The 12721-nt window shown below is 69.0% G+C and carries 9 protein-coding genes; 5 read left to right on the top strand and 4 right to left on the bottom strand.

The window, feature by feature from the left end:
* Positions 1–3: 3 nt before the first annotated feature.
* Positions 4–1692, bottom strand: coding sequence for a dihydroxyacetone kinase subunit DhaK (locus IC40_RS28470; protein ID WP_051644379.1), 1689 nt, complete (start codon positions 1690–1692; stop codon positions 4–6).
* Between the two features lie 45 nt (positions 1693–1737).
* Positions 1738–2976 carry a chloride channel protein gene (locus IC40_RS0118485; protein ID WP_030136179.1) on the bottom strand — a complete coding sequence of 413 codons (1239 nt, stop codon included), beginning with the start codon at positions 2974–2976 and terminating at the stop codon, positions 1738–1740.
* Positions 2977–2993: 17 nt separating this feature from the next.
* On the opposite strand from IC40_RS0118485, the gene mshB reads away from it, so the two are divergent.
* Together mshB and IC40_RS0118470 are read left to right on the top strand one after the other, a co-directional pair.
* Positions 2994–3845: an N-acetyl-1-D-myo-inositol-2-amino-2-deoxy-alpha-D-glucopyranoside deacetylase gene (gene mshB, locus IC40_RS0118480; RefSeq protein ID WP_081843485.1), complete on the top strand. Its 852-nt coding sequence runs from the start codon at positions 2994–2996 to the stop codon at positions 3843–3845.
* Positions 3846–3933: 88 nt separating this feature from the next.
* Entirely contained in the window at positions 3934–4359 is a 426-nt protein-coding gene (locus tag IC40_RS0118470; protein WP_030136177.1) for a hypothetical protein, read from the top strand.
* A 19-nt stretch (positions 4360–4378) separates the two neighbouring features.
* Here IC40_RS0118470 and IC40_RS26925 read toward each other — a convergent pair whose 3' ends face one another.
* Entirely contained in the window at positions 4379–5521 is a 1143-nt protein-coding gene (locus IC40_RS26925; RefSeq protein ID WP_051644378.1) for a hypothetical protein, read from the bottom strand.
* A gap of 186 nt (positions 5522–5707) precedes the next feature.
* Between IC40_RS26925 and IC40_RS0118460 the strand changes: the two genes are divergently transcribed.
* Both IC40_RS0118460 and IC40_RS0118455 read left to right on the top strand, forming a co-directional pair.
* The gene (locus IC40_RS0118460; protein WP_030136175.1) at positions 5708–8278 is read left to right on the top strand and encodes a bifunctional FO biosynthesis protein CofGH; all 2571 of its coding nucleotides are present in this window, start codon (positions 5708–5710) and stop codon (positions 8276–8278) included.
* 129 nt (positions 8279–8407) lie between these two features.
* Positions 8408–8872, top strand: coding sequence for a DUF2231 domain-containing protein (locus IC40_RS0118455; RefSeq protein ID WP_030136174.1), 465 nt, complete (start codon positions 8408–8410; stop codon positions 8870–8872).
* 25 nt (positions 8873–8897) lie between these two features.
* Here IC40_RS0118455 and IC40_RS0118450 read toward each other — a convergent pair whose 3' ends face one another.
* Positions 8898–9809, bottom strand: coding sequence for an MBL fold metallo-hydrolase (locus IC40_RS0118450; protein WP_030136173.1), 912 nt, complete (start codon positions 9807–9809; stop codon positions 8898–8900).
* Positions 9810–9926: 117 nt separating this feature from the next.
* Between IC40_RS0118450 and IC40_RS0118445 the strand changes: the two genes are divergently transcribed.
* The gene (locus IC40_RS0118445; protein WP_030136172.1) at positions 9927–12689 is read left to right on the top strand and encodes a helix-turn-helix transcriptional regulator; all 2763 of its coding nucleotides are present in this window, start codon (positions 9927–9929) and stop codon (positions 12687–12689) included.
* The last annotated feature ends 32 nt before the right edge of the window (positions 12690–12721 follow it).

Here is a 12721-nt window from a genome sequence, read left to right as displayed (position 1 = left end):
CGCTCAGCCCTCGATCAATTCGGCGAGCCTGTCGCGCACCGCATCCCGGCGCCGGCCATCGATGCGCTCGACGATCGCGGTGAGCACCACGACGACGGCCAACGCTCCGGGATCGGTGGTGCCGATCGCCTTGTCGCCGACATAGCTGGACCGCCCGCGCTTACCGACCATCGAACTGGTCGCGACCGCACCGTCGAGGGCGGCGGTCAGCGCGTCATCGTCGAGCGCACCCCGTGGCGTCTCGCCGTCCCAGCCGGCCGGGTGCAGCGCGTCGACCATGGTGCGGTCACCGACGCGCGCGCCACCGGCACGGGTTATCGCCGCCACCCCGTCGCGCAACCCCTCGGCCGCCGCATCGGCCGGGCTCGCTGTGCCTTTCGTGTGGACACTGGCCGCGACCCTGCCGAGGACCAGGCCGAACAGCGGCCCGCTGGAGCCGCCGACGTCCTCGGCGAAAGCCGTTGCCAATGCGTGCAAGTCGGCAGTGAGGTCGGCATCGGCGCCGGCACCGCGACGGACCGCCGCCCGCAACGCGTTGTCGAGGTTGGTGCCGATATCCCCGTCGCCGGCCCGCCGGTCGAGATCGTTGAGCGGCTCGCGGATCCTGGCGACGTCGTCGGCGAGCCGGCCGAGCCATGGTGACGGTTCACCCGCCGGCTGCCTCGCCTGGTCCCCGGTGATGGTGATGTCGGCGGGCACCGGCGACGGCAGTGCGGCGGTGCGATGCGGTGCACACCAGTCCTGGAGCCATTGCTCGTCTTCCACCGCGGTCACGGTGATCGAGAACCCGGCCATGTCCAGTGCGGAGACGAACGTGCCCGATACCGCACTGCGCAGCGGCACCCCGCGATCGGCGAGTGCCCGCGTGACCTCGGCCAGCACATGCCACAGTTCCAGATCCCCGGTGCCGCCGAGCCCGTTGACCAGGACGACAACCCCGGCGTCGGTGATGTCCAGATCGTCGAGCAGCTCACCGACCATCCGCGTCACCAGCGCGTCCAACTCGGGGCGGGCGATCGACTCACGGGCCGCCTCACCGTGGATACCGACGCCGTACTCCAACGTCCCGGCGGCCACGTCGAAGGCGGGGCGGTCCGCGCCGGGTGGGGTGCAGGCGCGCTGAGCCACCGCCAGCGAGCGTGATGACGCGACGACCGCCTGACCCAGCTCGACAAGCTCGGCCAGGGACAGGCCGCGATCGGCGGCGGCGCCGAGGATCTTCTCCACCACCACCGTCGCGCCGGTGCCCCGCCGGCCCACTTCCTGGCCCTGCGAATCGAGATCGTCATCGACGAGCACGCGATCGACCTCGATACCGTCGGCGCGCAATCGTTCGGCGGCGATGGCGAAATTCAGCACATCGCCGGTGTAGTTCTTGACGATGTGCAGCACGCCACCGTTGCCGGCGACTTTCGCACTCGCCGCGTGGATCTGGCGATTGTGCGGTGAGGTGAACACCTCACCGGGGCAGACCGCATCGAGACCGCCGCGACCGAGGAAGCCGGCGTGCATGGGTTCGTGGCCCGCCCCGCCGCCGCTGACCAGCCCGACCCGGCGCGCCGGATCGGGGTCCCTGGCCCAGGCGTAGACCGGGTCGAGGTGCACCCCGACCCGGGTGCCACCGGTCGCGGCCAGCGCGGACAACGCGTGCCCGGATGCCGACGGCACCGCCGAGTAGAAGTTCGTTCCCATCAGGTGGTCCTTCCGGTGGGTGGCCGATGCCCTCGACCGTACCGATCACCCGCGATCCACGGTGCGGTGCCACACCTGGGTGGCCGCGAAGGCCGCCAGGGCGAACACCGCGAGCAACCAGGTCGGTGGGTGTGCCAACTCCCAGACGAACACCGCGGCGAAGACCGGCGAGCGTTGGGTGATCGCCAGCACCCCTGCCGCGCACGTCAACGCCAGCGCGGCGGTGTTGACGTGGACTCCCGTCACCGGTGTGAACTCGTTGATCAGCAGTGCCACAAGGCATCCCGCGGCCGCTCCGGTGGCCAGTGCCGGGGTCAGCAGGCCGCCGACGGCACCTGCGCGCAGGAACAACGCGGTGAGAACGGGTTTGAGCAGCAGGATCGCCAGCGCGGAGGGGATGGTCAGCTCGGTGTCGATACTGACGACCAGGATGCTGTGGCCGTTGCCGGGAAGCTGCGGCCACCACAGCGAACAGATGCCCGTCAGCAGGCCCGCGCCGGCGATCGCGAACACCAGCCATTTACCGACGGGCGGAGCGCCGCCGGTGGCGGTGATGCGCGCGAAAGCCGCTGCGACGCAGGCGGACAACGGCGCGATCAGGATGGCCAGCGCGACGAACAGATAGGACAGGTCGGCGTCGGGCCAGCGCAGCGAGTGGTCCAGGTGGGTGACCGGGGCGGCGACGGCCACCGCAAGACTCGAGGTGATCAGTGCGGTACCCACCACCCGCGGGTGCCAGCTGCGCGCGAGGATGCTGATGGTGAACAGGGTGCCGCCCAACGGCACGCTGTACACCGCGCCCAGCCCGGCCCCGGCGGCGCAGAACAGCAGGATCTGCGTGTCCCGGTCCGTCAGCGCCAGCCGTGTGGTGGCCGCGTCGGCCAGGACGGCCGCCAGTTGGCGCGGGGCACCTTCGCGGCCCAGCGAGGCCCCGGACCCGACCACCAACACCTGCAGCCCGGCGTCGATGGCCAACGGCCCGCGGGCCAGCGGTCGATGCGAGGCAATCGAGGCGGACAGGCCTGGCACCGCGCTGCGGCGGCGCAACCACCACCAACCAAGACCGGCGAGCGCACCGCCGACCGCCGGTCCGAGGACGCGCCGCAGCGGGTGGGCTGCGCTGACGCCGTCGAGCAGGCTGCCGAAACGGTAGTGGTAGGTGAGGTGCTCGATTCCATGCAGCGCCACGGTGGTCGCCGCCCCCGCCACGCCGGCCAGCAGACCGGTCGCCAGGATCGCGCAACCGAACTGCAGACCTCGGCGTCTCGCATCGGGTGGCGGCACACGGTAAACCTAGGGGAGTGGAAACGCCGCGGCTTCTCTTTGTTCATGCCCATCCCGATGACGAATCGCTGACCACCGGAGCGACGATCGCGAAGTATGCCGCCGCCGGTGCCGACGTGCGGGTGGTCACCTGCACGATGGGCGAGGAGGGCGAGGTCATCGGCGAGGAGTGGGCCGGATTGGCCGTCGACCACGCCGATCAACTCGGCGGCTACCGGGTCGGCGAGCTGACCGCGGCGCTGGCAGCTCTCGGCGTCCGGGCCCCGCACTATCTCGGCGGAGCGGGTCGCTGGCGGGACTCCGGTATGCCGGGCACGCCGGCGCGGCATCGGCAGAGCTTCGTGGCGGCCCCGTTGGCCGATCCGGTGGCCGAGTTGGTCGCCGTCATCACCGATTTCCGGCCGCATGTGGTGGTCGGCTACGACCCCAACGGCGGATACGGCCATCCCGACCACATCCGGGTGCACGAGGTCAGCACCGCCGCCGTCGCCGCGTCCGCCGCGGCCGGGTGGGCGGTGCCGAAGTTCTATTGGACGGTGATGGCGGTGTCCGGATTCGTCGAGGGTTTTCGCAATATCGGCACCCCGCCCGAGGATTGGGTCGTCATCAAGGCCGAGGACTTCACCTTCGGATTCCCCGACGATCAGGTCGACGCCGTGATCGACGCGACCGACTACCTACCGGCCAAGGCCGCGGCCCTGCGGGCGCACGCCACCCAGGTGATGGTGGCCCCGGACGGGCGCTCCCTGGCGTTGTCGAACAAGATCGCGCTGCCGCTGTGGGGTATCGAGCATTACGTCCTGGCAGCGGGCGAACGGGGCGCCGACGGTGTCGAATCCGACCTGTTGGCTGGGCTGAATCTGCAATAGCCGGGCGCGGACGCGGTATGGTCACCGTCATGGACCCGGACTTGGATCCCAACCTGCAGCATCAGCAGGATCGTGCCGACAACTTCCAGTGGGTCGTCGGCTCGCTGGTCGCGCTGCTCGACAGCATCCCGACCTGACGGCCGATCGTGCAGACGGGCCGGCCTGGTTGCCACCCGTCGTCCTCGGTGTGCTCGCCCTCGATGGTGTGCTGACGGCGCTGGTTTCGGCGTTCTTTCTCCCCCTGCGCATCGGCGCGGTGCCCTTCCCGATCACCGTGGTGGTCAGTGGCGCGGTCAATGCGGCGCTGGTGTGGGTGGCCCTGCAATGGACGTCCTCACCCCGCCTCGCGGCCGCGCCGATGTGGGCCTGGCTGGCGACCGTGCTGGGGCTGGCGCTCGGTGGACCGGGCGGCGACGTGGTGTTCGACGGCGCGGGCGTGATGGCCTACGCGGTGCTCCTGCTGATCGTCGGCGGATTACTGCCGCCTGCGGCGGTGTTGCGTCGCCACCTCTGAACCCGGTGGCCTGCGCCGGTCAGCCCTCTGAGCCGCCGGCGTCCGATGCCGTGTTCCCGGCGGCACGATCGGCCGGCGTGGTCGTGGTGTCTGCGGTCTTCGGGCCGTCATCGCCGGCGTGCTCGACGACGCCACCGGAGTCGGTGCCCGTACCGGTGGTGTCGCCGATATCGTCCGCGCCGAGGTCACTCGACTCCTGGGCAGCCTCCTTGCGCAGTTCGTCGCGGAGGTCCTCTTCCTGTTGCTCGCCGGCCTGCTCGGTGAAGCCCTCCTCGGTGAAGACCTCCTCGGTGAAGACCTCCTCGTGGACCCCTTCGGATGTTTCCGGGGTGATATCGGGCTGCGGGGTGGTCTCGACGGGGGCCTGCGGCGTGGGTGTCTGCTCCGGTGCCGTCGGGTCCGGGCTCGTCGGGTCAGGTGTCGGGGTCGATGCCGCGGACTCGGTCGGCTCGTTCTGTTGCTCGTCCGGATACTCCGGGGTGGATTCGGGGTCGGCCGGGATCTGCACCGCCGTGCGCGCCCCCTCGACGGCCATCACGGCCTGGGATGCCGCGGCCAGCGGAAAGAACGGCGGAAGCGGGGGCAGGAAGCTCAGGAACCAGTCGATTTCGGTGTTGATGAAGTTGACGCCGGCGGCCACCGACTCGTTGAAGAAGTTCGTCAGTCCCTGGCTGAAATCGATCGCGCCGCCGACCCAGTAGGCGAAGTTGAACACGCCGCTGGTGATGATCGGCCGGATCAGCGAGTAATAGAAGATGTCGATCTGCGGGGTCAACAGGTTGACCAGCGGGATCCATTCGGTCGCGTACACCGCCAGGTTCACGCCCCAGTCCACCCAGGGCATCACCGTGTAATAGGCATCGATGATGGCGTTGCCCAGTCCTGGCAGTGCGAGCGCGCTCGCCTGGGCAGACGGTGCCGTGTCCAGTGCCTCTGCCAAAAGCTTCGGGAGTTCGGTCGGCCCGGCATCGGGCGCGCCGGGCCGGACGGCTACCAGGGCGGCCGGCAGCGCGTCGAAGGTTCGTGCCTGCGCGGTGAGCGCCACGCTGTCGTGGCGGACGGCCGGTGTGCTCGACGGTGTCACCGAGGACGGAAGGGAGATGCTGCCTGCGGCCACCACCGCGACGCCTGCCATCAGATAAGGACGAACGCGCAACCGCATGACAGCTCCTGTGATCATTCCCGACGTCCGATAACTTACGCGCTAGTCAGCGAGCTGGGAGGTATTCGGCGGACGGGTCGCGCCGTGGTGTCTCGCCGGAGGCTATCGTGGCCCCTATGCCAGTGGCAGCTGTTTCAGATAGTGAGACGCGCGGATGATCCGCGCCGACAGCGGGGTTACACCGGAGTGGCTCTGAACCCCCAGCACGGCTCCGATCTGCCCAGCCCGGTGGTACCGCCGAAGTCGAATCCCACCGCGCTGCGGCGTGTACTGCGGCGCGCCCGCGACGGGGTGGCACTCAATGTGGACGAGGCGGCCATCGCGATGACCGCCCGCGGCGACGACCTGGCCGACCTGTGCGCCAGCGCTGCCCGGGTCCGTGACGCCGGCCTGGAATCGGCCGGGCGGCGTGGCGGCACCGGACGGTTGCCGGTCAGCTATTCGCGCAAGGTTTTCATCCCCGTCACCCACCTGTGCCGCGACAAGTGCCACTACTGCACGTTCGTGACGGTTCCCGGCAAGTTGCGTGCCGAGGGCAAGGGCATGTTCATGGAGCCCGACGAGATCCTCGATGTCGCCCGCAGGGGTGCCGAACTGGGTTGTAAGGAGGCGCTTTTCACCCTGGGTGACCGCCCGGAGGCGCGCTGGGAGGAGGCTGCGCAATGGCTCGACGAGCGCGGTTATGACTCCACCCTGGACTACGTGCGGGCCATGGCCATCCGGGTGCTCGAGGAGACGGGCCTGCTGCCGCACCTCAATCCGGGGGTCATGAGCTGGACCGAACTGTCCCGGCTCAAGCCCGTCGCGCCGTCGATGGGCATGATGCTGGAGACCACGTCGCGGCGGCTGTTCGAGACGAAGGGACTGGCCCACTATGGCAGCCCGGACAAGGACCCCGCGGTCCGGTTGCGGACCCTCGATGACGCGGGCAGGCTCTCCATCCCGTTCACCACCGGCCTGCTGGTGGGTATCGGTGAGACACTCACCGAACGCGCCGAGACCATGCACGCGATCCGTAAGTCGCACAAGGAATTCGGTCACGTTCAGGAAGTGATCGTGCAGAACTTCCGGGCCAAGGACCACACCGCCATGGCCGGAGCTCCCGATGCCGGTATCGACGATTTCATGGCGACCATCGCGGTGACGCGACTTGTGCTCGGGCCCAAGATGCGCATCCAGGCGCCGCCGAATCTGGTGTCGCCCGCGGAGTGCCTGGCGCTGATCGGTGCCGGCGTCGACGACTGGGGTGGGGTCTCACCGCTGACCCCGGACCATGTGAACCCGGAGCGGCCGTGGCCGAATCTCGACGATCTGGCGGCCGTCACCGCCGAGGCCGGCTACGACCTGGTGCAGCGGCTGACCGCGCAGCCGCAGTACGTGCAGGCGGGTGCGGCATGGATCGATCCGCGGGTGCGTGGGCATGTCGACGCGTTGGCCGATCCGGAAACCGGTCTGGCCCGCGATGTCAACCCGGTGGGGCGGCCATGGCAGGAGCCCGACGAAGCCTCGGAATCGTTGGGCCGCACGGATTTGCACACCGCCATCGACTCGGAGGGCCGGCGCACCGATACCCGCAGTGACCTCGACAGCGCCTTCGGGGACTGGGAGTCCATCCGGGAGAAGGTGTCCGAGCTCGCCGCGCGGGCGCCCGAACGCATCGATACCGATGTGTTGGCGGCGTTGCGCTCGGCCGAACGAGATCCGGGCGGCTGTAGTGACGACGAGTATCTCGCGCTTGCCACCGCCGACGGACCGGCGCTCGATGCCGTTGCCGCGCTGGCGGATTCACTGCGTCGCGAGGTGGTCGGTGATGACGTCACCTTTGTGATCAACCGGAATATCAACTTCACCAATATCTGCTACACAGGCTGCCGGTTCTGCGCGTTCGCTCAGCGCAAGGGTGACGCCGATGCCTTCTCGCTGTCCACCGACGAGGTCGCCGACCGGGCCTGGGAGGCGCACGTCGCCGGTGCCACCGAGGTGTGCATGCAGGGGGGAATCGATCCCGAGTTGCCGGTCACCGGGTATGCGGATCTGGTGCGCGCGGTGAAGGCCAGGGTGCCCTCGATGCACGTGCACGCGTTCTCGCCGATGGAGATCGCCAACGGCGTCACGCGCAGCGGGCTGTCGGTGCGCGAATGGCTCACCGAGCTGCGCGCGGCGGGTCTCGGCTCGATCCCGGGTACCGCCGCGGAGATTCTCGATGACGAGATCCGTTGGGTGCTGACCAAGGGCAAGCTGCCGGCCTCGGAGTGGATCGACGTCGTCACCACCGCGCATGAGGTGGGTCTACGGTCGAGTTCGACGATGATGTACGGGCACGTCGACACCCCCAAGCACTGGGTGGGACATTTGAACGTGCTGCGCGACATCCAGGATCGGACCGGCGGATTCACCGAGTTCGTCCCGTTGCCCTTCGTGCACCAATCCTCGCCGCTGTACCTTGCCGGTGGCGCCCGGCCTGGGCCCACCCACCGCGACAACCGTGCGGTGCATGCGTTGGCGCGAATCATGTTGCACGGCAGGATCCCGAGTATTCAGACCAGTTGGGTCAAGCTCGGTGTCGAGCGAACCCAGGTGATGCTCAACGGCGGGGCCAACGATCTGGGTGGCACGTTGATGGAAGAGACCATCTCGCGGATGGCCGGTTCGGAGAACGGCTCGGCCAAGACCGTCGCCGAACTCGTCGCGATCGCCGAGGGTATCGGCAGGCCGGCGCGGCAGCGCAGCACCGATTACACCCCGCTGGCGGCCTGATCACCGTCGTCGGCCGGGGTGAGCCTAGGCTTGCCTGTGTCGGATCGTGTTGCCGGAACCGGTGTTTGGTGCGCCGCTCGGCGGCCTGAGGGGTTATCTTCTGGATGCGCACATCCGAGGAGCGATGCCATGACCACTATTGCCGGAATCCCCGCCCACGCCCTGCTGGTGCACGGTGTGGTGGTGCTGGCGCCGTTGACGGCCGCATTGCTCATTCTCTGTGCGTTCTGGCGGGCCGCCCGCACTCGCTTGGTGTGGTTGGTGCTGGCCCTGGCTGCCGGCGTCATGGCGCTCACGCCGCTGGTGACATCGGCGGGTGAGTGGCTGTACAACCGCGAAAGTGCGCACAGCGCCATCCTTGAGCTGCATGAGGAGCGCGGCGAGTGGATGATCTACTTTGCGATCGGCTTGTTGATCGTGGCGATCTTGCAGGCGGTCCAGCACGTGCGGGAGTCGCGCACGGAGCGACCTGGTCGGGGGCTCGCGGTCGGGTTGGCGGTCCTCGCCGTGGTGGTCGGTGTGTCATCGACGGTCGGCGTGGTGCTGATCGGGCACTCCGGAGCCGAGGCGAAGTGGGGTGTCATCACCGAGTAGCCGACCCGACCGCAGGCTCAGCCCGTCAGTAGTCCCAGGTCGCCGGCACGAAGCGGAATGTCCCGCCGTGCGCGGACACATGGCACAGCGACGGGAACGGAAGGTGGGTGGCCACCAGCAGTTCACCACTGGCCGCCAGATCGGCCAACAGCGCAATCCGGACCCGGGTCGCCTCCTCGGGGTCGTGTTCGAAACCGTTCTGCCATTCGGGGTTGTCGAATCCCGGCTGGAACACCGCGTCACCGGCGAACGTCAGCGCCTCGCCGCCGGATTCGATACGCACGACGCTGTGCCCTGGGGTGTGTCCGCCCGTGCGCCGCAACACAACTCCCGGCGCCACCTCGTAGACGTCCTCGAAGGTGCGCAGTTGCCCGCGATAGAGGTCGAGGAACTGGGCGGCGGTCCGTCGGAGTACGGGCGGTATCGACGCGGGCATGACGGTGCGGGAGAAGTCCGGGGACTGCCAGAACTCCGCCTCGGCGGCGGCCACGTGCACGCGCAGGTCGGGACGGAGCTTGTTGCGCAGCCCGTCGACCAGCAGACCACCGATATGGTCCATGTGCAGGTGGGTCAGCACCACATCGGTGACCGAGGAGGGTTCGACCCCCGCCGCGGACAGTCGCATACCCAGTTGGCCCGCCCGTGGGAAGTCCGGGAACTCGGTGCCGAGACCGGAATCGATCAGGATGGTCCGGCTCCCGCTGCGCACCACGGCGACGTTGAGGGGCCAGTCCAGGATCTCCGGCGGGAGGAACATCTCCTTCAGCCACGCCGAGTACTCGGCCGGTTCGGCGTTGGTGGCCATGGTGGATGCCGTGATCGGCAGTACGCCGTCGCTGATGATCAACACGTCGATATCGCCGATCTTCAGGGCGTACCGCGACGGCACCAGCTCGTCGAGGCCGTTGTCGCTGCGGGTGAGGTTGTCCACGCTCATGATTTCTCCGATGCTCACGAAGGTGCGGGCTGCACACTTCTGGTCGGTCGAACGCGCGCACGGCCGTGGACTCATCCCCGATCCGACAATCGCGTGGAGTCGTTACCATCGACGGCTATGTCGGAGAGGCTGCGCGGCCGCGAGCGTGATGCCGCGATCCTCGACGCCCTCACCCACGACGCGCGGTCGGGCCGGAGTCGGGTGCTGGTGCTGCGCGGTGAGGCGGGCGTGGGAAAAACGGCGCTGCTGAACCAGCTGGCCTGCAACGCAACCGGATTCAGCCGGCTCCGATTGGCAGGTGTGGAGTCCGATATGGAACTCGCCTTCGCCGGGCTGCAACAGCTGTGTACGCCGCTACTCGCCGACATCGCGACGTTGCCGATACCGCAGCGCGCCGCCCTGGAGGTCGCATTCGGATACGGCACCGGGCCGCCACCCGACCGGTTCCTGGTGGGATTGGCAGTACTGAGCCTGCTGGCGGGCGCCTCGGCCACCCAGCCCGTCCTGTGCCTGATCGACGATGCGCAATGGCTCGACACGGTGTCGGTGCAGGTGTTGGCGTTCGTCGCACGACGACTGTTGGCAGAGCCGGTGGCCATGGTGTTCGCCGTCCGCGACGGTCACCCCGACGTGCTCGCCGGGTTGCCCGAGCACCCGGTCACCGGACTCGGTGATGCCGCCGCACGCGAACTGCTGGAGTCGATCATGATCGGCGGTATCGATCCGCTGGTGCGCGATCGTATCGTCGCGGAAACCCGCGGGGTGCCCTTGGCGCTCCTCGATGTGCCGCGCAGTGTCTCGGCCGCCGAATTGGCCGGTGGCTTCTGGATTTCCGGTCGACGTTCCTCGACAGCCGCCCTCGAGGACGGATACGTTGCACGCATCCAACGGCTGCCGATGCCAACTCGGCAGCTGCTGTTGCTCGCCGCTGCCGAGCCGGTCGGTGATGCGGCGTTGTTCCTGCGCGCCGCAGCTCTTTTGGACATACCCGTCGATGAGCTGGGGCCCGCCGAGGCGGCGGGCATGATCGAACTCGGGACGCGGGTCCGGTTCACCCACCCGCTGATGCGTTCGGCGGCCTACCGGGCCGCCGACCTCGGCGAACGCCGCGGTGTTCATCGCGCGCTGGCGCGGGCGACGGACCCGCAAGCCGATCCGGACCGGCGGGCCTGGCACGCCGCCAATGCCGCGGCGGGGCCCGATGATGCGGTGGCGGCCGAACTGGAGGCATCCGCCGGTCGCGCACAGCGACGCGGCGGCATGGCGGCCGCCGCCGCCTTCCTGGAACGCTCGGCGGTGCTCACCAGGGATCCGCACCTTCGCGGAGCGCGTGCCATCGCCGCCGCCCAGGCCAAACGCGAGGTGGCCGAGCCGGATTCGGCCTACGCCCTGTTGGCGATGACGGACTCCGCGCCGCTGGAGCCGGTGCAGAAGGCTCTGGTGGTGCGGATGCGGGCGCAGATGGACTTCGTCCGCAGCCGGACGGCGGCGGCGGGTGCACCCACCGTCGCCGAGGCCGCCGAGGGACTACTGACCGCCGCCCGTGGTTTGAACGGCCTCGACGACGAACTCGCCAGGGAAACCTATCTGGAGGCGCTCGCGGCGGCGATGTACGCCGGACGGTTGGGCCCGCCGAAGCTGCTGGCGGAGGTGGCCACCGAGGGTGCCGAGGCCGCACGGAAGGCCGTCGATCCGGCCCGGTCCATCGATCGTCTCCTCGCGGGCATGTGCGCGCGGATCATCGACGGTCCCGGTGCCGGATCGACGGAACTGATCGCCGCACTGGACATGTGGAACGCCGATGCGGAGCACAACCCGGCCCGGTGGCTGTACTGGCCGTCCCCGGTGATCCAGGAATCAGCCGCCCACGAGCTGTGGGACGACGCGGTGCTCGAACGCATCGCTACCGACACCGTGCGTCGCGCGCGTGACCTCGGAGCCGTGGCCGCGCTGCCGCCGGCGCTGGGCTACCGGGCCGGCGTGCACTTCTATCGCGGTGAGTTCGGCGTTGCCGCAGATGTTCTGGAGGAAGCCGCGGCCATGAGTACCGCCATGGGGCAGGTACCCGTGCGATATCACTCGCTCAATGTTGCTGCCTGGCGAGGTGTGCCCGAGGAGGCCATCGAACTCATCGAGAGTGCCGGCACCGCGGGGGCGGCTCGTGGTGAAGGTCGGCTGAGCGGTCTGGCGGCGTTCTGTGGCGCGGTACTGAACAACGGGCTCGGCCGGTATGCCGAAGCGTTGGCCGCCGCCCGGCACTGTTGCGAGTACGAGGATCTCGGGTTCCACAGCTGGGGTCTGTACGAACTGATCGAGGCGGCGGTGCACGTCGGCGACCGGACCACCGCCACTGCGGCCCTGCCGAGATTCGTCGAACGTGCCACCGCAGGCGGCACCCAGTGGGGCCACGGTGCGGCATCGGCCGCGCGGGCACTGGTGGCCGATGACACCGCTGCCGAGGCGAAGTTTCTCGACGCGATCGAACGATTGGATCGGGTCGGTATCCGGTTGCTCCTGTCCCGGGTGCGGCTGTCCTACGGTGAGTGGCTTCGCCGGGCAAACCGCCGGACCGACGCGCGCCATCAACTCGGTGCCGCACACGAACTGTTCACCGCGATGGGCGCGCAAGCGTTCGCGGAACGGACGCGTCGCGAGTTGGTGGCGGTCGGCGAGAAGGTGCGTGCCCGACAGTTCGGTGCCGGGGATGCGCTCACCGCGCAGGAGGCACAGATCGCCGCGCTGGCCGCCGATGGGTTGACCAATGCCGAGATCGGCGCGCAGCTGTTCATCAGCACCCACACCGTGGAGTGGCATCTGCGCAAGGTGTTCGTGAAGCTGGGTATCAGGTCGCGCCGGCAGTTGCGCACGGTCGCCCGCTGACCACGTAGTCGGAGAGACTACGGACTTTCAAG

The organism is Mycolicibacterium neoaurum ATCC 25795 (genome assembly GCF_000691525.1).
GTDB lineage: Bacteria > Actinomycetota > Actinomycetes > Mycobacteriales > Mycobacteriaceae > Mycobacterium > Mycobacterium neoaurum.
The sequence above is the reverse complement of the archived record's forward strand: the minus strand, read 5'-3'. Positions and strand labels throughout refer to the sequence as shown.